This is a genomic window from Stenotrophomonas sp. 8(2023) (assembly GCF_030345295.1).
Lineage (GTDB): Bacteria > Pseudomonadota > Gammaproteobacteria > Xanthomonadales > Xanthomonadaceae > Stenotrophomonas > Stenotrophomonas muris.
This window is the reverse complement of sequence record NZ_CP128404.1, coordinates 208156-232123: the sequence shown is the minus strand read 5'-3', so window position 1 is coordinate 232123 and position 23968 is coordinate 208156. Positions and strand designations below refer to the sequence as shown.

At 68.3% G+C, this 23968-nt stretch carries 19 protein-coding genes; 7 read left to right on the top strand and 12 right to left on the bottom strand.

Annotation, left to right across the window (positions count from 1 at the left end; translation table 11 throughout):
• Window positions 1-78: 78 nt before the first annotated feature.
• Both zapE and QP609_RS01020 read right to left on the bottom strand, forming a co-directional pair.
• A complete protein-coding gene (gene zapE / locus QP609_RS01025; protein WP_049441797.1) occupies window positions 79-1179 on the bottom strand; it encodes a cell division protein ZapE in 1101 nt (366 codons plus the stop codon).
• Window positions 1176-1847, bottom strand: a complete 672-nt coding sequence (locus QP609_RS01020; RefSeq protein ID WP_014645576.1) for a CocE/NonD family hydrolase — start codon at window positions 1845-1847, stop codon at window positions 1176-1178. Before QP609_RS01020 ends, zapE begins: the two co-directional genes overlap by 4 nt.
• A 43-nt stretch (window positions 1848-1890) precedes the next feature.
• Here QP609_RS01020 and QP609_RS01015 point away from each other — a divergent pair, with 43 nt between their 5' ends.
• Window positions 1891-2748 (top strand): EamA/RhaT family transporter, encoded by an 858-nt coding sequence (locus QP609_RS01015; RefSeq protein ID WP_111206550.1) that lies wholly within the window; start codon window positions 1891-1893, stop codon window positions 2746-2748.
• 122 nt (window positions 2749-2870) lie between these two features.
• Here QP609_RS01015 and QP609_RS01010 read toward each other — a convergent pair whose 3' ends face one another.
• From QP609_RS01010 to QP609_RS01000, 3 genes are all read right to left on the bottom strand, one after another.
• Entirely contained in the window at window positions 2871-4316 is a 1446-nt protein-coding gene (locus QP609_RS01010) for an ExeM/NucH family extracellular endonuclease (RefSeq protein WP_289213842.1), read from the bottom strand.
• Between the two features lie 208 nt (window positions 4317-4524).
• Window positions 4525-5043 carry a c-type cytochrome gene (locus tag QP609_RS01005; protein ID WP_014035592.1) on the bottom strand — a complete coding sequence of 173 codons (519 nt, stop codon included), beginning with the start codon at window positions 5041-5043 and terminating at the stop codon, window positions 4525-4527.
• Window positions 5044-5251: 208 nt separating this feature from the next.
• Window positions 5252-5869: a TetR/AcrR family transcriptional regulator gene (locus QP609_RS01000; RefSeq protein ID WP_014645572.1), complete on the bottom strand. Its 618-nt coding sequence runs from the start codon at window positions 5867-5869 to the stop codon at window positions 5252-5254.
• 159 nt (window positions 5870-6028) lie between these two features.
• On the opposite strand from QP609_RS01000, the gene QP609_RS00995 reads away from it, so the two are divergent.
• The 3 genes from QP609_RS00995 to QP609_RS00985 are packed head-to-tail and all read left to right on the top strand — an operon-like array spanning window position 6029 to window position 10837.
• Window positions 6029-7192, top strand: coding sequence for an isovaleryl-CoA dehydrogenase (locus tag QP609_RS00995; RefSeq protein WP_197621580.1), 1164 nt, complete (start codon window positions 6029-6031; stop codon window positions 7190-7192).
• 10 nt (window positions 7193-7202) lie between these two features.
• Window positions 7203-8813, top strand: a complete 1611-nt coding sequence (locus QP609_RS00990) for a carboxyl transferase domain-containing protein (RefSeq protein WP_046427997.1) — start codon at window positions 7203-7205, stop codon at window positions 8811-8813.
• Between the two features lie 41 nt (window positions 8814-8854).
• Window positions 8855-10837 (top strand): acetyl/propionyl/methylcrotonyl-CoA carboxylase subunit alpha, encoded by a 1983-nt coding sequence (locus tag QP609_RS00985; RefSeq protein ID WP_197621581.1) that lies wholly within the window; start codon window positions 8855-8857, stop codon window positions 10835-10837.
• 19 nt (window positions 10838-10856) lie between these two features.
• Here QP609_RS00985 and QP609_RS00980 read toward each other — a convergent pair whose 3' ends face one another.
• A complete protein-coding gene (locus tag QP609_RS00980) occupies window positions 10857-12023 on the bottom strand; it encodes a putative peptide maturation dehydrogenase (RefSeq protein WP_197621582.1) in 1167 nt (388 codons plus the stop codon).
• 138 nt (window positions 12024-12161) lie between these two features.
• Between QP609_RS00980 and QP609_RS00975 the strand changes: the two genes are divergently transcribed.
• Window positions 12162-12455 (top strand): NHLP-related RiPP peptide, encoded by a 294-nt coding sequence (locus QP609_RS00975; RefSeq protein ID WP_014645567.1) that lies wholly within the window; start codon window positions 12162-12164, stop codon window positions 12453-12455.
• 7 nt (window positions 12456-12462) lie between these two features.
• Here the strand turns inward: QP609_RS00975 and QP609_RS00970 are convergent, their stop codons facing one another.
• From QP609_RS00970 to aceB, 4 genes are all read right to left on the bottom strand, one after another.
• On the bottom strand, window positions 12463-14952 hold the full coding sequence (locus QP609_RS00970; protein ID WP_014645566.1) for a putative peptide modification system cyclase: 2490 nt from the start codon (window positions 14950-14952) through the stop codon (window positions 12463-12465).
• A gap of 13 nt (window positions 14953-14965) precedes the next feature.
• Window positions 14966-16006 (bottom strand): GGDEF domain-containing protein, encoded by a 1041-nt coding sequence (locus QP609_RS00965; protein WP_041862962.1) that lies wholly within the window; start codon window positions 16004-16006, stop codon window positions 14966-14968.
• 432 nt (window positions 16007-16438) lie between these two features.
• On the bottom strand, window positions 16439-17740 hold the full coding sequence (gene aceA / locus QP609_RS00960; protein WP_019337654.1) for an isocitrate lyase: 1302 nt from the start codon (window positions 17738-17740) through the stop codon (window positions 16439-16441).
• Between the two features lie 64 nt (window positions 17741-17804).
• A complete protein-coding gene (aceB, locus tag QP609_RS00955; protein ID WP_197621860.1) occupies window positions 17805-19427 on the bottom strand; it encodes a malate synthase A in 1623 nt (540 codons plus the stop codon).
• Between the two features lie 110 nt (window positions 19428-19537).
• Between aceB and QP609_RS00950 the strand changes: the two genes are divergently transcribed.
• Together QP609_RS00950 and QP609_RS00945 are read left to right on the top strand one after the other, a co-directional pair.
• Window positions 19538-20506: a LysR family transcriptional regulator gene (locus QP609_RS00950; protein WP_046427979.1), complete on the top strand. Its 969-nt coding sequence runs from the start codon at window positions 19538-19540 to the stop codon at window positions 20504-20506.
• A 331-nt stretch (window positions 20507-20837) separates the two neighbouring features.
• Window positions 20838-21746, top strand: a complete 909-nt coding sequence (locus QP609_RS00945; RefSeq protein ID WP_014645561.1) for a LysR family transcriptional regulator — start codon at window positions 20838-20840, stop codon at window positions 21744-21746.
• Between the two features lie 118 nt (window positions 21747-21864).
• Here QP609_RS00945 and QP609_RS00940 read toward each other — a convergent pair whose 3' ends face one another.
• Both QP609_RS00940 and lepB read right to left on the bottom strand, forming a co-directional pair.
• A complete protein-coding gene (locus QP609_RS00940; protein ID WP_197621768.1) occupies window positions 21865-23121 on the bottom strand; it encodes an MFS transporter in 1257 nt (418 codons plus the stop codon).
• Window positions 23122-23244: 123 nt separating this feature from the next.
• The gene (gene lepB, locus QP609_RS00935; RefSeq protein ID WP_014645559.1) at window positions 23245-23871 is read right to left on the bottom strand and encodes a signal peptidase I; all 627 of its coding nucleotides are present in this window, start codon (window positions 23869-23871) and stop codon (window positions 23245-23247) included.
• Window positions 23872-23968: the final 97 nt, after the last annotated feature.

Genomic DNA, 23968 nt, shown 5'->3' with positions numbered 1-23968 from the left:
CGAGCCCATGCTCGGCTCCCTTTCGGCACATCATCCAGAAGCAGCCGAGCGTGGGCTCGGCTCTACAGTAAACCGCCCTCACGCCCGGTGCGGGGTACCCAGGTACTCGGCGCTCTGCATCTCGATCAGGCGCGAGGCGGTGCGTTCGAACGCGCCCTGCAGGCGCTGGCCGGTGTACAGCTCGATCGGCGAAGTGCTGGCGGTGCAGACCAGGTTGACGTGGCGGTCGTACAGCTCGTCGATCAGGTTGACGAAGCGGCGCGCGGCATCCTCATTCAAGCGGTCGAAGGCGGGAATGCCGCCCAGCAGCACCGTGTTGAACTCGTGCGCGATCTCGATGTAATCCGAGGGCCCGCGCGGGCCTTCGCACAGCGCGGCGAAATCGAACCAGGCAATGCTCTTGCCACGGCCGCGTACCGGAATCTTGCGGCCCTCGATCTCGATGTTGCCGGGCTTGGCCGGCTGGCCGCCGCTCAGCTCGTTCCAGCGCGTGGCCAGCCAGTCGTCGCTGTCGGCCGCCAGCGGTGCGCGGTATACCGGCGAGCGGGTCAGCGCGCGCATCCGGTAATCCTCGGTACCTTCGGCGTACAGCTCCACGCAGAAGCGCTGCAGCAGGCCGATGGCCGGCAGGAAGCTCTCGCGCTGCAGGCCGTTGAGGTACAGGTTCTCCACTGCGGTGTTGGAGGTGGTGACCAGGGTCACGCCCTCGGCGAACAGGCGCTCGAGCAGCCGCGCCAGCAGCATCGCATCGCCGATGTCGGTGACGAAGAACTCGTCCAGGACCAGCACGCGCAGGTTGCTGCGCCATTCCTGGGCGATCTTCGCCAGCGGGTCGCTCTGGCCCTGGTGCTCGCGCAGGCGCTCATGGACGCTGCGCATGAAGCGGTGGAAATGGGTGCGGTACTTCTGCTTGATCGGCAGCCCGTCGTAGAACAGGTCGACCAGGAAGGTCTTGCCACGGCCGACGCCGCCCCAGAAGTACAGGCCCTTGATCGGCTCGGGCTTCTTCCAGAACGAAGACAGGCGGTCCAGCCAGCCATCCTCGGCACTGTCCAGCAGGCCCAGGTGGATGCGGTCCAGCTCGGCCAGCGCCGCATGCTGGGCCGGATCGTTCTGCCAGTCGCCACGGGCAACCCCTTCCGCATACCGCTGCGACGGGGTCAGCTCGGGTGCACTCATGCCGCCGCGCCCAGCCAGTGCTTGACGCCGTGGGTCAGCGCGCCGCGCAGGTCGATCAGCTTGCGGTGGAAGAAGTGGCTGGTCTCGGGCATGCGTACCAGCTCATGCGGGGCGTCCAGCGTGTCCAGCCACTGGTAGACGGCCTGCGGGTCGACGATCTCGTCCTGCTCGCCCTGGATCACCAGCCAGCGCGCCGGCGGCGCGATGCCGTCGAAATCCCAGCGACCGGCCGGCGGCGCGATCGAGATCAGCGCTTCCGGCTGCAGCGTGGCGGCGGCCTTCAGCGACACGAACGCGCCGAAGCTGAAACCGGCCAGCCACAGGCGGTCATCCGGGCGCTGGCTGCGCACCCAGGCCGCGACGGCCTTCAGGTCATCCTGCTCGCCCACGCCGCCATCGAAGGTGCCAGCCGAACCACCCACGCTGCGGAAGTTGAAGCGCACCGTGGCGATGCCCAGCTCGCGCAGGGTGGAGGCGGTCATGGTGACCACCTTGTTGTGCAGGGTGCCACCTTCGGTGGACAGCGGATGGCAGACGATGGCCACGATCGGCTGCACCGGCACATCGGCCTTGGGCAGGTCGACGACCACTTCCAGCGGGCCGGCCGGGCCGTCCAGTTCGAGGCAGGCGGTTTCGCCGGGGGCGACGGGGAACAAGGGCTTGTGCATGGCACCATGATACCGTCCCCCGCCCCTGCCCTGTGCCCGCCCCATGCTCTATCTGTCACTGGCCGTGATCTGCAGTGTGCTGGTTTCGGTGTTGTTGAAGGTGGCCGCACGCCGCCAGCTGGATGTTGCGCAGATGGTCACCTGGAACTATCTGGTGGCGGCAACGCTCACCGCCGTGGTGCTGCAGCCACCGCTGGATGCACTGCGCGCGCCGCGTGCGCCGTGGCCGTCACTGCTGGCGCTGGCGGTGGTGCTGCCCTCGATCTTCCTGGTACTGGGCCGCGCGGTGGCGGTGGCCGGCATCGTCCGCAGCGACGTGGCGCAGCGGCTGTCGTTGCTGCTTTCCCTGGCCGCCGCCTTCCTGTGCTTCGGCCAGACCGCAACGCCCTGGAAACTGGCCGGCCTGGGCCTGGGCCTGCTGGCGATGGTGGCCATCAGCCTGCGCCCGCGCGGCCCGGCGGTGGCGTCCTCACCCGGCGGCTGGGGCTGGCTGCTGGGCGTATGGGCCGGATTCGCAGTGGTGGACGTGCTGCTCAAGCAGGTGGCGCTGTCCGGCACGCCGTCGATGGCGGCGGTGCTGGCCAGTTTCAGCGTCGCCTTCGTGCTGATGCTGGCAATGCAGCTGTGGCGGCATGTCAGTGGCCGCAGCCGACTGGCCTGGCGCAACCTCGGCGCGGGTGCACTGCTGGGCCTGCTCAATGGCGGCAACATCCTGTTCTATGTGCATGCGCACCAGGCGATGCCAGAGAGCCCGGCCACCGTGTTCGCCGGCATGAACATCGGCGTGGTGGTGCTGGGCGCGCTGGTAGGCATGTTCGTCTTCGGCGAGGCCACCACGAAGTGGAACCGCGCGGGACTGGCGCTGGCGGTGCTGGCGATCGGGATGATCGCCTGGGGGTGAGCGATACCCGGGGTCGGATCCCATTCCCACGGAATGGGCTCTGACCCCTACGCCTCAGACCCCGCGATGCCTTGGGTCAGAGCCCATTCCGTGGGAATGGGATCCGACCCCGGCCTGGCGCGTTACTTGTCGAAGCCCAGCAGCAGCGGGTCGTGGTCGGAGCTGCGCCACGGGCCCTGCACGTTGCGGCCCTGGTAGCCGCTGGCGTCCTGCTCGTCGGCGTTGCTGTGCCATTCGGCGGCACCGCGCAGGCGCCTGGCCATGCCCGGGTTCAGCAGCGCGTGGTCGAGGCGGCCGGTGTAGCCGTTGTAGACGTAGCTGTAGGGATGCTCGACCTTGGCAACCTTGAACGCGTCCTGCCAGCCCAGATCATGCAGGGCGCGGATCGGGCCTTCCATCGCGTAGGCATTGAAGTCACCCAGCAGCACCGCGTCCCTGGCGCCGGTACCGGTCGGATCGGTCTGCAGCCAGGCGTGCAGCTGCTGCGCCGACGTCACACGGGTGGCGTTCCAGCAGCCCTGATTGTCGTTGCGATCGGCGTCGGCACCGGCCGCGTCACGGCAACCCTTCGATTTGAAATGGTTGGCAACCACCACGAACGGCGCCCCCTGCTTGCCCTGGAAGGCCTGCGCCAACGGTACGCGGCTGTGCTCGACGAACGGGCCGCCGGTCAGCGTGGCCGGCTTGCCGACCGGCTGCAGGCGCGTGCTGCGATAGATGATGCCGACCCGGATCGGGTTGTCGCCGGGGCCGTTGCCGGCGTCGACGAAGCGCCAGTCGCCCTGCGCGCCGCGGTCGCGGTTGAGCGCATCGACCAGTTCGGCGATGGCCGACTGCGGGCCGTAGCCGTCGTTCTCCAGTTCCATCAGCGCAGCGACATCGGCGCCCAAGGCATTGACCGTGGTGACCAGCTTGGCGAGCTGCGCCTTGTGCTCGTCCAGCGTGCGCGCGCCGCGCAGCGTCGGGAAGCCACCGCCCTGGCCGTCACCATTGAAGAAATTCTCCAGGTTGAAGGCGGCCACGTGCAGGCTTCCCGGCACCGTGGGTACTGCCGGGCGCTTCAGTTCCGGCAGCTTCAGCGCGCCTTCGACCTGCAGGCGCGGATGGCCCTGCGCGTCCACGCGCACGATGCCCTCCACGTTGCGCAGCTGCATGCCGGTGCGCAGCACCGGGTTGCCCGGCAGGTAGGGCACGCTGGCGGGGTCGCGGGCATCGCTGCCATCTTCCAGCACCAGGCGGCGGCGCCGGTTGTCGGCCATCACCTGCTCATAGCCGGCAGTGCCCGGCGCGGCCACTTCGGTCGGCTGCCAGAGGCGGCCATCGAACGCCACCGTGAGCTGGCCGAAGTGCTGCAGGCCATCGGTACCGGCCAGGGTGAGCGGCGCGGCGATGCGCACGCGCTGCCCATCCAGCGCGCGCCAGTCGGCCGGCGCAGCGGTCAGCACCACAGTGGCGCTGCCGCGCGCGACGGAGGGCGGCGCGACCGGCGTGGCCTGCGGCTGGGCCTGGGCAAAGGCGCCGGCCGGCAGCAGCAGGGACAGGGCAAGGGCGAGGGAACGGCGGCGCATCAACGGGCGACTCCATGGAAGAGGCGCACAGACTAACCCTGAAATGCGAAACCCCGCCTGCGCAGCGGGGGCATATGAGCGATCAGGCCTCGGTGGGCAAAGCCGGGGGATCGTAGAGCCGAGCCCATGCTCGGCTGCACCTGGCCACACCGCGCGGAGCGCAGCCGAGCGCGGGCTCGGCTCTGCAGGAAGCGGCGCGTTGCGGCGGTTACTTCAGGTTGCCCAGCATCCAGTCCACGGTGGCGTGGATCTGTTCTTCGGTCAGCGCCGGGTTGCCGCCCTTGGGCGGCATGATCCCGCCGTCGGGGCCGGTATAGCCCTCGATGGCGTGCTTGTAGAGGGTGTCCTTGCCCTGCGCGATGCGCTTGTCCCAATGCGAATGGTCCAGCGTCGGTGCCATGCCCACACCGTTGGTGTGGCAGGCGGTGCACAGGTTGTCGAAGATCACCTTGCCATCCTTGGTGCCGCCGTAGGCCACCTGCGACGCCGCCTTGGCCAGCGCGGCGGCCTTGGCCGCGGCCTGCGCGGCGGCGCCGGTGCTGCCGGCATAGACCGCGCCGGTGGGCGAAATGCGCTGTTCGGTGCGCTTGGCCGCAGTGGGCGACACCTCGGGCGGAATCCGGGTGTGGATGTAGGCGGCAAGGAGGATGAGGCCGAGGGTGATGGTCGCCAGCAGCGCGATCACCATGGAGAAGCGTTTCAGGAACTCCAGATCGTAATTCCGCACTCTTCGTTACCCCTGGCTGATAGTCGTTGGACCACGGCTGAGCGACTGCGTGATGGACCGAGTATAGAACGCGCCTTGCGTGCGACAACAGGCGTCACTGCTGGTGCGGCGCAACATGCCGGGGGCTGGGGTCGGGGATGGGGTCAGATCCCTTTTGCGGCGCAAAAGGGATCTGACCCCAGCAACAGAAGCCGGCCAGCGGCCGGCGCTACCGGATTACCGGGGCGCCGATCGCGCGCAGGCAGAAGCTGCAGATCGCATCCACCAGCGCGTCTTCGTCGCGGTGCGCTTCGCGGCTGGGCGCGGTCGGACCGACCATCGCTTCGGTGAAGGCGCCGACCAGGCACGCGGCGGCCACATGCGCGTCCTGCGCCGGCAGCTCACCGGCGGCCACGCCTTCCTCCACCAGCCGCAGGAACACGTCGCCGAACGCGCGACGTCCGCGCATGCGCTCGGCCTCCACGTCCGGATCGACCGGTTCGACGATGAAGGCGTGCGCCAGCCCCGGCCCGGCCAGGGCGCGGCGGACGAAGGCGGTGATTGCCAGCCGCAGGCGCTCGCTGGCCACCTCCGGACCGCTGGCGATGCGCTCCATGATCGCGACCTCGTGGGCCACCGCGGCGTTGAGCACCTCCACGAACAGCTCGGCCTTGGACGGGAAGTGGCGATAGATCAGGCCGGTGGACACCCCCGCCTGGGTCGCCACGGCGGTCACCGGGGCGTTGCGCCAGCCGCCGGTGGCGACCAGCTCGCGGGTGGCCAGCAGGATCCGTTCACGGGCGCCCGCCAGGCGTTCTTCCATCAATGCAGAGCGTTTATAGGCCATGTTCTGATTCTAGTTTCAATTTTTGAATTCGTATTCACTTCTTATCCGAACCCCGCTACGCTGGGGCCATCGCCCGTGCGGGTGGCGGTCCTGCCGACCGCCGCCCGCTCCCCCGCCGGGTGCGTCCATTCCCTGCCATCCCGCCGTGGAGCCACCACAATGCACGTGCCATCCCTGAACTTCGATCTTGGCGAAGACATCGACCTGCTGCGCCAGAGCGTGGCCCATTTTGCCGCCGCCGAGGTCGCACCGCTGGCCGCCGAGGCTGATGCCAGCAACCAGTTCCCCCTGGACCTGTGGCCGAAGCTGGGCGAACAGGGCCTGCTCGGCCTCACCGTGGAAGAAGAATACGGTGGTACCGGCATGGGCTACCTGGCCCACGTGGTGGCGATGGAAGAAATCTCGCGCGCCTCCGGCGGCATCGGCCTGTCCTATGGCGCGCACTCCAACCTGTGCGTGAACCAGCTGCGCAAGAACGGCAACGAAGAACAGAAGCGGCGCTTCCTGCCCGGCCTGTGCAACGGCAGCCTGGTAGGCGCACTGGCGATGAGCGAACCGGGTGCCGGTTCGGACGTGGTGTCAATGAAGCTGCGCGCCGACAAGCGCGGCGACCGCTACGTGCTCAACGGCAACAAGATGTGGATCACCAACGGCCCGGATGCCGACGTGCTGGTGGTCTACGCCAAGACCGACATGGACGCCGGTGCCAAGGGCATCACCGCGTTCCTGGTCGAGAAGGGCATGAAGGGCTTCTCCACCGCGCAGAAGCTGGACAAGCTCGGCATGCGCTCCTCGCCCACCTGCGAGCTGGTGTTCCAGGACTGCGAGATTCCCGAAGAGAACGTGCTGGGCCAGGTCGGCGGTGGCGTGCACGTACTGATGTCCGGCCTGGACTACGAGCGCGTGGTGCTGTCCGGTGGCCCGCTGGGCCTGATGGCCGCGGCCATGGACGTGGTCATGCCCTATGTGCACGAGCGCCACCAGTTCGGCGAACCGATCGGCAGCTTCCAGCTGATCCAGGCCAAGATCGCCGACATGTACGTGGGCCTGGGTGCCTGCCGCGCGTATGTCTATGCCGTGGCGCGCGCCTGCGACCAGGGCCGCACCACCCGCCAGGACGCCGCCGGTGCGATCCTGTACGCCGCCGAGAAGGCCACCTGGCTGACCGGCCAGGCGATCCAGATCCTCGGCGGCAACGGCTATATCAACGAATACCCGACCGGCCGCTTGTGGCGCGACGCCAAGCTGTATGAAATCGGCGCCGGCACCTCGGAGATCCGCCGCATGCTGATCGGCCGCGAACTGTTCCAGCGCACCCTGTAAGGCCACCGCGATGACCGTCCTGAACAGCCAGCTGCAACCAGGCAGCGAAACGTTTGAAAGCAACCGCGCGGCCATGCAGGCCGTGGTCGACGACCTGCATGCCACCCTCGCGCGCACTGCGCTGGGTGGCAACGAGGCGGCACGCGCCAAGCACACCGCCCGCGGCAAGCTGCTGGTGCGCGACCGCATCGACGCCCTGCTCGACCCCGGCAGCGCCTTCCTGGAAATCGCGCCGTTGGCCGCGCACGGCATGTATGAAGACGCCGTGCCCGCCGCGGGCGTGGTGGCCGGCATCGGCCGGGTGAGCGGCGTGGAATGCGTGATCGTGGCCAACGACGCCACGGTCAAGGGCGGCACCTACTACCCGATGACGGTGAAGAAGCACCTGCGCGCGCAGGAGATCGCCGAGCAGAACCACCTGCCGTGCATCTACCTGGTCGATTCCGGTGGCGCGTTCCTGCCGCTGCAGGACGAAGTCTTCCCCGACCGCGACCATTTCGGTCGCATCTTCTACAACCAGGCCAACCTGTCGGCGCAGGGCATTCCGCAGATCGCCTGCGTGATGGGCAGCTGCACCGCCGGTGGCGCCTATGTGCCGGCGATGAGCGACGAGACCGTGATCGTGCGCGAGCAGGGCACGATCTTCCTCGGCGGCCCGCCGCTGGTGAAGGCGGCCACCGGTGAAGTGGTCACGGCCGAGGAACTGGGTGGCGCCGACGTGCACACCCGCATCTCCGGCGTGGCCGACCACATGGCCGACAACGATCTGCAGGCACTGGCACGGGTGCGCGCGATCATCGCCCAGCTCAACTGGCGCAAGCCGGAACCGGCGATGGCGGTGCGGCCCCCTGAAGCGCCATTGCTGCCGGCCCATGAGCTGTATGGCGTGATCCCGGCCGATACGCGCAAGCCCTACGACGTTCGCGAAGTGATCGCGCGGCTGGTGGATGGCTCGCGCTTCGACGAGTTCAAGCCGCGCTACGGCGCAACGCTGGTGACCGGTTTCGCCCATCTGAACGGCTACCCGATCGGCATCATCGCCAACAACGGGATCCTGTTCTCCGAGTCGGCCCTGAAGGGCGCGCACTTCATCGAGCTGTGCACCCAGCGCAACATCCCGCTGGTGTTCCTGCAGAACATCACCGGCTTCATGGTCGGCCGCAAGTACGAACAGGGCGGCATCGCCAAGGACGGCGCCAAGCTGGTGATGGCGGTGGCCTGTGCCAGGGTGCCCAAGTTCACCGTGGTGATCGGCGGCTCGTTCGGTGCCGGCAACTACGGCATGTGTGGCCGTGCGTACTCGCCGAACTTCCTGTGGATGTGGCCGAACGCGCGCATCGGCGTGATGGGCGGCGAGCAGGCCGCCAGTGTGCTGGCCACGGTCAAGCGCGATGGCATTGAAGCCAAGGGCGGCCAGTGGCCGGCGGCGGAAGAGGATGCCTTCAAGGCACCGATCCGCGACCAGTTCGAACAGCAGGGCCACCCGTACTACGCCAGCGCGCGCCTGTGGGACGACGGCGTGATCGATCCGGCCGACACCCGCCAGGTGCTGGCGCTGGCGCTGTCGGCCAGCCTCAACGCCGCCCCGCAGCAGACGCGCTTCGGCGTGTTCCGCATGTGACCCGTGCCATGACCGAGCACGCTCCTATGAAGCACGTTGCCATGTTCAGCAAAGTCCTGATCGCCAACCGCGGCGAGATCGCCTGCCGCGTCATCGCTACCTGCCGCCGCCTCGGCATCGCCACCGTGGCGGTGTATTCCGATGCCGACCGCAACGCACGCCATGTGCGCCTGGCCGACGAAGCCGTCCACATCGGCCCGGCCGCCGCACGCGAGAGCTACCTGCGCAGCGATGCCCTGCTTGACGCCGCGCGCGCTACCGGCGCACAGGCCATCCACCCCGGTTACGGCTTCCTGTCCGAGAATGCCGACTTCGCCGATGCCTGCGCCGCCGCCGGCATCACCTTCATCGGGCCACCGCCCAGCGCGATCCGAGCGATGGGTGACAAGAGCGCGGCCAAGGCGCTGATGGCCAAGGCCGGTGTGCCGCTGACGCCGGGTTACCACGGTGACCAGCAGGCGCCGGACTTCCTGCGCGCGCAGGCCGATGGCATCGGCTACCCGGTGCTGATCAAGGCCAGCGCCGGTGGCGGTGGCAAGGGCATGCGCAAGGTCGAACGCAGCGAGGACTTCGTCGATGCGCTGGCCAGCTGCCAGCGCGAGGCGGCCTCGGCGTTCGGCAACGACCACGTGCTGGTCGAGAAGTACGTCGAGCGCCCGCGCCATATCGAGATCCAGGTGTTCGGCGACAGCCACGGTGAGGCGGTCTACCTGTTCGAGCGCGACTGCTCGGTGCAGCGCCGCCACCAGAAGGTGCTGGAAGAAGCACCCGCGCCGGGCATGAGCCCCGAACGTCGTGCTGCAATGGGCAAGGCCGCGGTCGATGCCGCACGCGCAGTGGGCTATGAGGGTGCGGGCACGGTGGAATTCATCGCCGGCCCGGACGGCGATTTCTACTTCATGGAAATGAACACCCGCCTGCAGGTCGAGCACCCGGTCACCGAATACATCACCGGCACCGACCTGGTGGAGTGGCAGCTGCGCGTGGCTTCGGGCCAACCGCTGCCGCTGCGCCAGGACCAGCTGGCCATCCATGGCCACGCGATCGAAGCGCGGCTGTACGCCGAGGATGCCGACCGTGGCTTCCTGCCCTCCACCGGCACCCTGCGCCGCCTGCGCCTGCCGGCAGCGTCGGCCAACGTGCGCGTCGATACCGGCGTGGAGGAAGGCGACAGCATCACCCCGTACTACGATCCGATGATCGCCAAGCTGATCGTCTGGGACGTGGACCGCGACGCCGCGCTGCGCCGCATGAGCCAGGCCCTGGCCGACTGCCAGGTGGTGGGCGTGACCACCAACGCCGGCTTCCTGCGCCGCCTGGTGAATACCGATTCGTTCGCGCACGCCAGGCTGGATACGGCGCTGATCGAACGCGAACAGGCGGCATTGAGTGCCGTGGGCGACGCGGGTGCGGACCTGTGGCTGCTGGCCGCCGTGGCCGCGGTGGCAAGCACGGCGCCCGCCAGCACCGACGTGCGCGATCCGCATTCGCCGTGGCGGTCACAGGATGGCTGGCGGCTCGGTGCGTCCGCGCCGCGCGTAGTGCCGCTGCAGCAGGGCGAACGCAAGCACACGCTGAAGGTGTGGGCGCAGGCCGATGGCTGGCGCGTGCAGTGCGATGACACTGCACCGGTGCGGGTGATCGGCACGGCCGATGTGCAAGGACTGACGGTGCAGCTGGGCGAGCGCCGCGGGTCGCTGCAGCTGCTGCGCGACGGTAACCAGCTGTACCTGTTCGGCGCCGACGGCCAGCACCGCTTCACCCTGCATGATCCAGTGGGTGAATCGGACCACGCCGTGGCCGACGCCGGCAGCCTGCTGGCACCCATGCCGGGCAGGATCGTGGCCACGCTGGTCGCGGCCGGTACCGAGGTCAAGCGCGGCACGCCGCTGGTGGTGCTGGAAGCGATGAAGATGGAGCACACCCTGCAGGCACCGGCCGATGGCACGGTGAAGGGTTACCGTGCCAAGGCCGGCGACCAGGTCGGCGACGGCGCGGTGCTGGTGGACTTCGAGGCGACCTGATCGCCGGGGCGGCGGCCGCTCAGCGGTCGTCGCCCGTCGCCACCCGCCCGGCCGGATCGAATTCGGCCGTGTCCAGCGTGGCCCTGCGCCAGCCCAGGCCACAGATGGCCATCGCGCTCTGGCCGATGCCATCGAACCCAAAAGCACGATCGACATCGGCATCGTTGATCGCCGCTGTCACGAATGCTGCCAGCCCGCGCTCGGTGGCGCACAGGTACAGCAACTGCGAAATGTGGCCCACGTCCAGCGTCACCGCACGGTGCGCCTTGGCATGGTTGCGATACTTCCAGAAGCAGCGGTCATAACGCGGTGCCAGTACCAGCAGCGCTGGCGCATCGGCGAACCACGCCTGCCCGGACAGCATCCGCCTCGCCATCGCAGGCAACGCCTGCGGCGGTGGCGAGGGTAGCGGCAGCACGGCGTGCTGCACCGGATGATAGTGGTACAAGCCCGGCGCCAGTCCTTCCACGTTCTGCACCAGCAGGAAGCCCTCGGTGGGATGCAGGCCGCCACCGGAAGGCACGTTCTTCTTCAGGAACTCGGTATCGCGCTCGACCTTCTGCACCGCGTGCGCCATCAGCGTACGCTGCAGCACCTGGGCCAGCAGCGGCAGCGGCAACGCGCGCTGCGGGTCGAAATTGCGGCAGGTGGTGCGACGCGCCAGCAATGCATCGAACGCGGCCTCTTCGCTGCGCGGCAGCGGCTGGTAGTCGCCCTGCATCGGCTGCACCACCGGCGGTGGCGGCCCGAGGCGCTGGCGCAGGCCGGCCGCGGTGTCCAACCCCTGCCGGCGCATGTCCTCCACGCTGTCCACGGCCTGCCAGCGCGCATGGCGATGGGCCAGCGCAGCCAATGGCCACCACTGGCTGCGCCGCAGCGCCTCGTCGCGCATCTGGTGCCCCACCTCGCTCGGTGGGTCGGTCAACAGCAGGCCCTGCTCGACCAGGCGGGCCAGCATGGCCGGGCAGGCATCGGCGGGCGGTTCGCTCCAGCGGTGCGCGCTGAGCCCGCCCAGCAGCTGGCGCTCCTCGGCGTCCACCGGCAGTGGCTGGTCCAGGTGGGCGGCCAGCGCCACCCAGCTGATCTGGCTGTCCATCTCGGCGTGGCCGGCCAGCATCGCGCGCAGGTCCAGGGTGACCGCCTCGCGAGGCTCGAACATCAGGCTGGCGCAGCGGCGCAGGCGCATCGGTTTCCTTCCTTGTGCCGCACAGCCGGCATAGCAGCAACGACCGCAGCGCCGCCAACTTTAGCGACGTGCACAGCGCGGCCCTCAATGGCAGGCTGTCGCGGCCGATAGGAGTAGCTCCACCTACGGACAATCCCCATGAGCCATCCCCGTCTTTCCGCCGCCGACGCCAGCACCCTGCTGGACCACCTGATCGGCAGCGAAGCGTTCCGCAGCCACTTCACCGCTTCGCCGGCCAAGGCCCTGGCCTCGATCGGGCTGGACGGTGCCGTTGGCGAAAACGACTGCATGAAGATCGGCACCCTGGCCTCGGTCGAGGAGCTGAGCCGCACCCGTGATTCGCTGCATGCGTACCTGAGTACCTCGACCGCCTCGATGACCGTGGTGTTCTGCTTCGAAGCCGACCGCATCGACGAGCGCGTCAACGCCTGAGTCCGCATCAGCGCGACACTCGCACCGACGTCGCCTCGGTGGCGATGTCGTGCACATTCAGGGGTTGCCAGACCTGCATGGACGCCACCTCGGCAATGGCCTGGCCGTGGTGCCGGGCCAGCCAGGCCTGCTCGCGACGCACGCCGGCAGTGTCCTGCTCGGCACGCAGTGCCTGCAGCAGCACAACGTGGGCCTGCACAGGTTCGCTGCCATCAAAGGTGGGCTCGAGCAGATGGCGTGCCGCCCGCGGACGCTGTTGCGCCAGTTCGGCCATCGCCAACACAACCCGACGCCACTTGCCCACCACAGGGCTGCGCTGCCGCTCCAGCAGTTCGCCATGGTCGCGCAGCCACTCTGCGGCCAGCGCATGCTGGCCCTGGCGCTGGGCCAGATAAGTCAGGGCCAGCAGCTGCAGGCTGCGGCTGCCCACGGCGGAGTCGTCGTTGTTCCGCAGCAGCGGCCGCAGCACGGCGGCAATGGATTCAAGCTCCTTCGCATCGCCGGCCGTGCACAGCGTGGTCACGGTGGCGTGCTGCAGGCGTTGATGGATCTGGTAGTCGATCAGATCCGGTGCTGGACCGTCCGCAGCAATCGCGGCATGCAAACTGCTGCAATCACGCTGCTCCGCAGCCACCAGCAGGTGGGCCCGCAGGCGCATGCGCTGTTGCAGGTCGTCCCCCCGCGGCAACCGCATCAACAGCTGCTGCGCCTGTGCATCCAGGCCCTGCGCAACCAGCACGTCCACATCCAGGTCGTCGGCCTCGTCATTGCCGCGCAACATCCGTGCCTGGCGCAAGGTGCGCATTGCCTGCTGCGGCTGGCCGAGGCCCAGCTGTGCCCGCGCCAGATGGATGGTCGGATACAGCCGCAACGGGTCCTGAGGCACCGTCGCGGCGCGCGCATAGGGCTCGGCCTCGGTGAAGCGATTGTCCTGCAGCAACCCCCAGGAGGTATTGGACAGCCCAGCAAACGAATCCGGATAGATCTTGGCCAGTGCACGCCACTGTTCCAGCGGCCAGCCACCGGGTTCCAGTTCGGCCTGCCAGCCCTTCAGGTACAGGCGCTCACGCGCGGGCAGGCGCTGCTGCTGGGCCAGCGCGTGCTCCAGCGCGTCACGCGCGTCCGCGACCTGCGCGGTGCGCGCATGCAGCTTGGCCACGCCCATGTAGGCCAGGGCAAAACCGGGATCGATGTCGATCGCGGCCTGGTAGAGGTTGCGGGCTTCTTCGAAGCGACGCTGACCCAGTGCGCTCTCGGCCAGCGCGAACGCGCGCAGTGCGCGCAGGTCCTGGGTCGAGGCGCGCGGCAGCGGCAGGGATTGCTCCAGGCTGGCCACCGACTCGCCCAGTCCGCGACGCAGGCGACCGACCACGTCGTCCACCGCGAACACCATCTGGTCGGATCGATCGGCGGTGGCGGTGAAGGTCTGGATCACCTGGCCACTGCCCGGTGCGGCAACATCGATGGCCAGCTCGTAGCCACCGATCTTCTGCCGCACGGTCGGCAGCAGCACCGCGCGCGCGCCCTCCCGCACCGCCACATCGACCGCGGTATCGCGGTTGAGCCGGGTATCGCCCGAGAGCCGCGCCATTTCCAGGCTTTCGCGGATCTTGCCTTCCGACAGCACGTTCACGTAGCGCGACTGTTCCAGCGCGATCCGGATCGCGTGCCGCATCGAGTCATCGAAGATCGGATCGCCGGTGAGGTTGTCGACATCGCCAAGCACCACCCAGTCACGTTCGGCGAAGGCAATGGCCGGCTCCGACCGCAGCAGCAGCCAGCCGCCCAGCACGGCCGCGGCAAGGATCAGGCCTTCGGCGGCCAGCACCAGCGGTTGCCGCCACAGCGGCAGGTCGCGGCGCGCCTTGGCGTTGGCGCGCGGCATGCGCAGCGGCGCCGAACCGATCTCGCCCACTTCGATCACTTCCTGCACCACCGGCACGCCCTTGAAGCGCCAGCGCCCGTGCGATTTCCACAGCAGGCGCGTGCCACGCTCGCCCAGTGCATCGGTGGCACGGCGGGTCAGCGATTCGGCCACCGCCGACAGCAGGATCTGGCCGGGGCGGGCCAGCATCATCAGGCGCGCCGCCATCGGCTTGGCCAGGCCTTCCACCTCCATCGACTTGGCACCGGCACGGACCGCCTCGGCACTGTTCTCCCAGGTCAGCACGTCGCCCACGTGCAGGCCGGCGCGCGCGCGCAGTTCAATCGCGCGCTGCTGGCCCAGCGCGTGCAGTTCGCGCTGGTAGTCCAGGGCGAAGCCCAGTGCGTCGACGGCGCGCTCGAACAGCATGAACAAGCCATCGGAGCGATCGATCAGCTGGCCGTTCCAGCGCTGCTGCAGCACCAGTACCAGGCGATCGTGTTCCTGGAACAGGCTTGCCGCCGCCACATCGCCGATCCGCTCGACCAGCTGCAGCGAATCACACAGATCGGTGAACAGCAGGGCGCGCAGCTGTGGGCTATGCGGGGCTGACGTTCCGTTGTCGCCATTCATCGCCTGCCTCTCCCTATTGGCCGTCCGGATCATCCGCCCAGCGCAGGCAGTTGCCGCCATCGCGCTTGGCCTGGTACAGCGCACGATCCGCGCAGGCATACCACTCGCTCCAGCCTGCCTCCGGCGCCAGCAGGCAGGCGCCGATGCTGACCAGGCTCACATGCGGCGTGCCATGGCTGCGCTCGAGCAGGCCATGCACCGCACTGATGATGAACTCGGCCGCGTGCTGCGCGATCTCGCGGTTGCCACGGCGCAGGATCAGGCAGAACTCATCGCCACCAAGCCGGCAGGCCAGGTCCTGCTCGCCGGCCATCGAGCGCAGGATGTTGCCCATGCTCTGCAGCACGCGGTCGCCGGCCTGGTGGCCGTGGCGGTCGTTGATCTGCTTGAAGCGGTCGCAATCGATCAGCAGCAGCGCCTGCGGCGGCCCCTCGGCCCGCTCGCGGCACTCCTGCAGGTACAGGGTGAGGCCTCGCCGGTTGTGCAGCCCGGTCAGTTCATCGGTACGCACCAGCTCACGGGTGTGGGTCAACTGATGGGTAGTGATGTACAGATTGTCCAGCGCGGTTTCCAGATCGTGGTTGCGCCGGCGCAGCTGTGCGATCAGTGCCTGTTCGTTGGCCAGCACGCGCATGATCGTGCGGCGCAGGAAATAGGCCACCAGGCCGGGATCGGATTCGACCAGCCGATGGAAATCGGCCGGGCCCAGCTCCAGCACATCGCAGTCGACCAGCGCGCGCGCACTGGCGCTGCGCAGGTGGTCGCCGACCAGCAGGCCCAGTTCTCCGAAGAACTCGTGCTGCCCGAGCGTCTTGATCACCAGGTCCTCGCCGAAGTCCAGTTCGATCTGGCCTTCGAGGATCACATACATGCGCTCGCCGCGGTGGCCACGCTGGAACAGCCACTGTCCGGCACGGAGCTTGCATGCGCGGGCGAATCTGGCGAACAATGCCACCTCGGCATCGGACAACAGAGCGTGCACGATCTCGGCCATCGCCACCCGGGCGATACCTGTCGTCACATCACTGTTCTCGGCCGCACCCCTGCCGGTCATTCCCTGCACCCGCCGCCAGCGTCCCCTGGTGAGCCGCGGAGCATAGCACCGCTTTAAAGTGTGCGCCCTATCTCATTTTGACCCTTCTGCCGATCTTGATTGATGTGAAGATCGGTGATGGCCCGTTCTGGTCACGGGTGTCCGGGCAAAACTCCTGCTGGATCAATCCGATGCCGGGTTTCACAGGGTTTCGGCCAAGTTGCCGGCACCGGGGTGCGCCTGATTGACGCTCCGCGCGTGCTGCGCCCTTGCATCGATACAACAACGCCGGCAGGTCCCCCGACCGGCCGGCGTTGTCTGGCCCTTCCCTGGCCACCCTGATCACCCGGAGCCCGGTAGTGCCGGCCGCTGGCCGGCAACTGCATGGGCTTCGGAAACATCGATGGGTTGCCGGCCAGCGGCCGGCACCACCGGATCACGCGGCGCGCCGCATCACGCCGCGCGTTCGCTGCGCCCGCCATGGAACTGTTCTTCCTCGGTCGAGCCGGTCAGCGCGGTGGTCGACGACTGGCCCTGCTGGATCGCCTGGGTCACCGCATCGAAGTAGCCGGTACCGACCTCGCGCTGGTGCTTGACCGCAGTGAAGCCGCGCTCGGCCGCTTCGAACTCGGCTTCCTGCAACTCGACGAACGCGCTCATCTGGCGGCGTGCGTAGCCGTGGGCCAGATTGAACATGCCGTAGTTCAACGCATGGAACCCGGCCAGGGTGATGAACTGGAACTTGTAGCCGTAGCTGCCCAGTTCGCGCTGGAACTTCGCAATGGTGGCGTCGTCCAGGTTCTTCTTCCAGTTGAAGCTGGGCGAGCAGTTGTAGGCCAGCAGCTTGCCCGGGAACTTCGCGTGGATCGCCTCGGCGAACCTGCGTGCGAACTCCAGGTCCGGCTTGCCGGTCTCGCACCACACCAGGTCGGCGTAGGGCGCATAGGCCAGGCCGCGGCTGATCGCCTGGTCCAGGCCGTTGCGGGTCTTGTAGAAGCCTTCGACGGTGCGCTCACCGGTGGTGAACGGCTTGTCGTTGCCGTCGATATCGCTGGTCAGCAGATCAGCCGCTTCGGCATCGGTACGCGCCACCAGCAGGGTCGGCACACCCAGCACATCGGCGGCCAGCCGCGCGGCATTGAGCTTCTCGATCGCCTCGCGGGTCGGCACCAGCACCTTGCCGCCCATGTGCCCGCACTTCTTCACCGACGCCAGCTGGTCTTCGAAATGCACGCCGGCGGCACCGGCCTCGATCATCGCCTTCATCAGCTCGAACGCATTGAGCACGCCGCCGAAACCGGCCTCCGCATCGGCGACGATCGGCTGCAGGAAGTCGATGTCGTCCTTGCCTTCGGCGTGGTGCAGCTGGTCGGCGCGCAGCAGCGTGTTGTTGATGCGCTTGACCACTGCCGGCACCGAATCGGCCGGGTACAGCGACTGGTCCGGATACATCTGCCCGGCCAGGTTGGCGTCGGCCGCCACCTGCCAACCGGACAGGTAGATCGCCTTCAGGCCCGCCTTGACCTGCTGCATGGCCTGGTTGCCGGTCAATGCACCCAGCGCGTTGACGAACTCGCGCTCATGCAGCGATGCCCACAGCTTCTCCGCACCCAGGCGGGCCAGCGAATGCTCGATGTGGACGGTGCCGCGCAGGCGCACCACGTCGGCGGCGCTGTAGTTGCGCTGGATGCCTTCCCAGCGCGGGTTGGTATCCCAGTCGTGCTGGATCTGTTCGGCAGTGGGCAGCTTGCTCATGTCTTTCTCCAGTTCGGTTCGTGCGTGCAGCGGGGAGGGAAACGCCGGGAATCGCGGGCGGCGATCAGTCGATGCGCGCGTAGGCCGGCAGGGTCAGGAAATCGGTCAGTTCGTCGCTGCGGCTCAGTTCGCCGAGCAGGGCGATGGCCTCGCCGATGCGTGCGCCACCGGGCAGCGTGGCGGTGTCACCCAGCCGTGCCGGCAGCTGTGCCAGCGTGGCATCCAGCAGTGCCAGGTCGATGGCGGTGCCATCGTCCAGCTGCTGGCCCGGCGTATGCAGCCACTGCCACAACTGGCTGCGGCTGATCTCGGCGGTGGCCGCGTCCTCCATCAGGTGGTGGATCGGCACGCAGCCGTTGCCATCCAGCCATGCCGCCAGGTAGCGCACGCAGACTTCCACGTTGCCTTCGAAGCCGGCGCGGGTGATGGTGCCGGGCGGCCGTGCGATCAGTTCGTCGCGGCCGACGCACACATCCTGGCGCAGCACGCTGTGCTGGTTCGCACCGGGCATGTGTTCGTCGAAGATCGCCATCGCCACCGGAATCAGCGCCGGATGCGCGACCCAGGTGCCGTCGTGGCCGGCGGTCACTTCGCGCAGCTTGTCAGCGCGCACGCGGGCCATCGCCTGTTCGTTGGCGGCGGCATCGTTGTTGATCGGAATCTGCGCGGCCATGCCACCCATCGCATGTGCACCACGGCGATGGCAGGTCTGGATCAGCAGTTCCGAATAGGCCTTCAGGAACGGCTGGGTCATGGTCACCTGGCCGCGCTCGGGCAGCACGCGGTCGGCGTGGCGCCGGAAGGTCTTCAGGTACGAGAAGATGTAGTCCCAGCGCCCACAGTTCAGGCCGACGATGCGGTCACGCAGCGCGTGCAGGATCTCATCCATCTCGAACACCGCCGGCAGCGTTTCGATCAGCACGGTCACCTTGATCTGGCCGTGCGGCAGGCCGAGCATGCCTTCGATGTGCGACAGCGCGGTTTCCCACAGCGCCGCCTCTTCCATGCTCTGCAGCTTGGGCAGGTAGAAGTACGGGCCGCGGTCCTTCGCCTGCAGGGTGCGGGCGTTGTGGAAGGCGAACACCGCCGCGTCGAACAGGCCGCCGGCGATGAACTGGCCATCGATGCGCACGTGCTTTTCGTCCAGGTGCCAGCCACGCGGGCGCACGATCAGCACCGCCTGCTCGTCATGCGGGCGCAGCGTGTAGTGCTTGCCATTGGGGGCGGTGTAGTCGAGATCGCCACGCACCGCGGCGGCCAGCGACTGCTGCCCGGCCAGCAGGTTGCGCCAGGTCGGCGAGGTCGAATCCTCGAAGTCGGCCATGAACACCTTGGCGCCGGAGTTCAGCGCGTTGATGACCATCTTCGGGTCGGTGGGGCCGGTGATCTCGACGCGGCGGTCCTGCAGCGCGGCCGGCAGCGGCGCAACGCGCCAGTCGCCGCTACGGATCGCAGCGGTGTCCTCGCGGAAGTCCGGCAGGCCGCCCTGGTCGAAGAACGCCTGGCGCTCGCGGCGCGCCTGCAGCCGTGCCTGCCGGCCCGGTTCCACCGCACGGTGCAGCGACACCAGCAGGGCCAGCAGCGGCGCCGGCAGCACGGTGTCCTGGCCGGCCACGCGGGTCGCCAGGGCGATGCCGGGGGTAGCCTTGCTGGCAGGGGTGGGAACAGCGGAAGCGACGGCGGACATGGGGCGACTCCAGCGGTGGGGGAACGTCTCCACGGTGCCGCTGGGCCGGAGTATTTGGCAAAACAGTTTTTGCAATGTTCTACATAAGTTGTGCTAATACTCGTGACACGATGAGCACACGCACCCCGCCAAGTCCGCGTTTTTCCTACAAATCCGACCGGCTGAAGCCATTGCGTGCGTTCTGCCAGACGGTGCGCCTGGGCTCGGTCTCACGGGCGGCTGAGGCACTTTTCGTCAGCCAGCCGGCCATCAGCCTGCAGTTGCAGGCCCTGGAACGGGAACTGGGGGTGCCGTTGTTCGAGCGCAGTGGGCGCCGCCTGGTACCCAGCCGCGAGGGCCAGCTGCTGTACGAGATGGCGCAGCCGCTGGTGGAGAACCTGGACGGGCTGGAGGCGCGCTTCCGCGACAAGGTGCGCGGCCTGGACGCGGGCGAGCTGAACATCGCCGCCAACAGCTCGACCATCCTGTACCTGCTGCCGAAGATCGTCGAGCGCTTCCGCCTGCACCACCCGGACGTGCGCCTGACCCTGCACAACGCGATCAGCGCCGATGGCACCGACCTGCTGCGCGAGGACGCCGCCGACCTGGCGATCGGTTCGATGACCGATGTACCGGCCGACCTGACCTACGCCCCGGCCTACCGCTTCGAGCAGGTGCTGATCGCGCCGCACGACCATCCGCTGGCCAGTGGCGGCGAGCTGGAGCTGGCTGACATCGCGCGCTATCCGCTGGTGCTGCCGCCGAAGCGGCAGATCACCTACCGGCTGGTTGACCAGGTATTCCAGCGCCACCGCATCGCCTACACAGTGGCACTGGAAGTGGGCGGCTGGGAGGTGATCAAGCAGTACGTGGCGATGGGCATGGGCATTTCCATCGTGCCGGCGCTGTGCCTGAACGAGGCCGACCGCGAGCGGTTGGCGGCGCGGTCGATGAAGCGCTGGTTCCCCGAGCGCAGTTACGGGGTGATCGTGCGCCGGGGCAAGGCGCTGTCGGCGCAGGCGCGCGCGTTCATCGAGCTGATCCAGCCGGAGTTGTTCAGTCCGCGCGATTACGACCAGAGCGGGCATTCGGAGCGGTGAGGGGTGTTCGGCAGGGCTGCGCCCTGCACCTGCTGAAGCCAAAGCAACAGCAAAAGCCTGCTATCCGTAGATGGCGGGGCGGTGTGGGTGGGCAGGACACGCCGTGAACCCCTCATTGGGGGCTCGATGGCGCCATCCATGGCGCCAACGGTCCTGCCCACCCACACCGCCCCGCCTCTGACAGTTGGTCGCTGCTGTTGGTGGGTGTCGACCTTGGTCGACACGGTAGATCCACGCCATGCGTGGATGACGGGTGACCGGGGTCAGATCCGTTTTCCGCAGGAAAACGGATCTGACCCCATTTCCGGCTGGCGATGCATAGACTGGGCGCATGTCCATCGAACTCCGCCACCTGCGTTACTTCCTCGCCGTTGCCGATACGCTGCACTTCGGCCAGGCGGCGGAGCGGCTGGGCATGTCGCAACCGCCGCTCAGCCAGCAGATCCGCCAGCTTGAAGACCTGATCGGGGCGCGCCTGTTCGTGCGCAGCCATCGTCGTGTACAGCTGACGCCTGCGGGTGAGCTGCTGCAGGAGCGCGCACGGGCCATCGTGCAGCAGGTGGAAACCGCGGTGGACGAGGTACAGCGCGCGCAGCGCGGCGAGCAGGGCGAACTGCGTATCGGCCTGACCCGGGCCACGCCGCTGTCGCCGCAGATTCCGCGTTCGATCCTGCGCTACCGCCAGCAGTACCCACAGGTGCGGCTGCAGCTGAGCGAGATGAACACGCTGCAGCAGATCGATGCGCTGCTCGACGGTTCACTGGACGTGGGCATCATCCGCAAGCGCGCATTGCCGCCGGAGCTGGTGGCGCACAGCCTGTTCGTCGATCCACTGGCGTTGATCGTGCATGCCGACCACCCTGCCCTGCGCAGGCTGTCGAAGCAGGGCACGTTGTCGCTACGCGACTTCGCGCAGGAGCCGTTCGTGGCATTTCGCCGCAGCGCGGGCGCGGGCATCCATGACCACATGATCGCGCTGTGCGCGGCCGCCGGGTTCACGCCGCGCATCGTGCAGGAAGCCGGTGAGGCATCGACATTGATCAGTCTTGCGGCTGCCGGCCTGGGTGCGGCGATCCTGCCCTCGTCCTGCGATCACATCCGCGTGGAAGGCGCGCGCTTCGTGGCGCTGGCCGATGCCGGTGCGCATTCGGAGGTGCAGCTGGCATGGCACCGCGAGGGGGTGACGCCGCTGATCCGAAACTTCGCCGGGCTGCTGCGCGGGGCGTTCGCCGAAGGGTGAAGTGCCACCCACCTAGGTTTGGTAGACGCCAACCTTGGTTGGCTGCCGTGCCAGAGCGCCGACCAAGGTCGGCATCTACCAGAGCAACGCCGCGCCCGTGCGGAACGCGAGGCTGGCGTCAGGCCGTGACCGGCTGCGGCGCGTGCTGCTGCAGCGTCCAGACGATGCCGCCCCCGATCAGGGTCAGCACGGCAGCGAACGCGCACACGCCCAGCCAGTCCCAGGCCGCGTAGGCCAGGCCACCCACCCCGCCCAGCACGCTGGAGCCCAGGTAGTAGGCGAACAGGTACAGCGCCGACGCTTCCGCGCGCATCGTACCGGCACGGCTGCCGACCCAGCTGCTGGCCACCGAGTGGCCACCGAAGAAGCCGAAGGTCACCAGCGCGATGCCCAGTGCCATCGTGCTCAGCCACGGCATCGCCAGCAGCGCGATGCCGGCGCCGATCAGCGCGAACGAGATCGACAGGATGCGGCCGCGCCCGTACCGCGTAGCCTGCTGGCCCATCCACGCCGAACTGAAGGTGCCCACAAGGTACACGCTGAAGATCAGCCCGACCACGGTCTGGCTGAGGTGGTACGGCGGCGCCAGCAAGTGATAGCCCAGGTAGTTGTAGAGGGTGACGAACACGCCCATCAGCACGAACGAGGTGGCGAACAGCCACGGCAGGCCCCGGTCGGCGAACAGCGTGCGCCAGCGCGACGGCAACTCGCGCAGGCCATCGCGTCGCGCGCTGAAATGGCGCGACGGCGGCAGCTGCAGCCACAGCAGCACGGTGCTGGCCACGGCGATGATCGAGACCACGCCGATGCCCCAGCGCCAGCCCCAGTGATCGGCGATGATGCCGGCCAGCAGGCGCCCGCTCATGCCACCGATGGCGTTGCCGCCGATGTACAGGCCCATCGCCAGGCCCAGCGCGCGGCTGTCCATCTCCTCGACCAGGTAGGTCATCGCCACTGCCGGCACGCCGCTCAGCGCCAGGCCAAGCAGGGTGCGCAGCACCAGCAGCGTGGTCCAGTCGTCCACCAGCGCCGTGCTCAGCGACAGCATGGCCGACGCCAACAGCGCAACGATCATCAACGGGCGACGGCCGACCGCATCGGACAGCAGGCCGGCCAACAGCATCGCCACCGCCAGCGTGCCGGTGGTCAGCGACAACGACATCGCGCTGCCTGCGGCGGACACGCCGAAGTGGCGGCTGAACTCGGGCAGCAGCGGCTGCACGGTGTACAGCAGGCCGAAGGTGGAGAAGCCGGCCAGGAACAGTGCCAGCGCGGTGCGGCGGAAGACCGGCGTGCCCTGCTGGATGCGGGTCTCGGCGATGGGATCGACAGTGGGGGGGCGGCGCTCGACGGCCGCCGCGGTTTCGCCATTCATGGGATCGAAGGGCCGGTGGGGCGGCCGGGCATGGGAGGGAACGGGCCTCAGACTAGGCCTGTCGATCCAGTCGATCCATAACCTGATAAGTCAGGATTGATACCCAAGAAGTATCAATTCAGCTTACAGGCGCTGCCACTCGAAACCGTCGCCGCGGCGGTAGTACACCGCCACCGCACGGCCGTAGACCTTGTCGGCGTCGACGAAGCCGAAGAAGCGGCCGTCGAAGCTGTTGCCGCGGTGGTCACCCAGCACCAGCACCTTGCCGGCCGGCACCACCAGATCGGCGATGTCCGGACCGCCGCCCATGTCCAGGTCGAGGCGGGCACGGCGCTCGCCGAAGGCTTCCACGTCCTGCAGATCGGCGATCTGCAGCGGCTGGCCGTTGATGCTCAGATGGCCCTCGCGCATCTGCACGTGGTCCCCGGCCACCGCCGCCACGCGCTTGATCAGGCGGGTGCCGTCGGCCGGTGAATCGAACACCGCCACTTCACCGCGCTGCGGGACGCCGGTGGCCATCAGTTCCTTGCCGGTGAACGGCAGGCGCAGGCCGTAGGCGCGCATGTCCACCACCACCCGGTCGCCCGGCTGCAGGGTCGGCTGCATCGAGCCACTCGGCACCACGTAGTGGTTGGCGAGGGTATCGCGGGCGGCGGCGAGCAGGCCGAGCATCACCAGCAGCGGCAATGCTTCCTTCTTCAGCCAGACCAGCGCGCGTTCGGACAAGGGAGGACGGGCAGCAGCATCCATGACAGGCTCCGGGTAGGTGGTAGCTGCATCAGACCACATCCAGGCGGGAGAGGTTCCCGCGACGCGATCCGGTAGAGCCGAGCCCACGCTCGGCTTG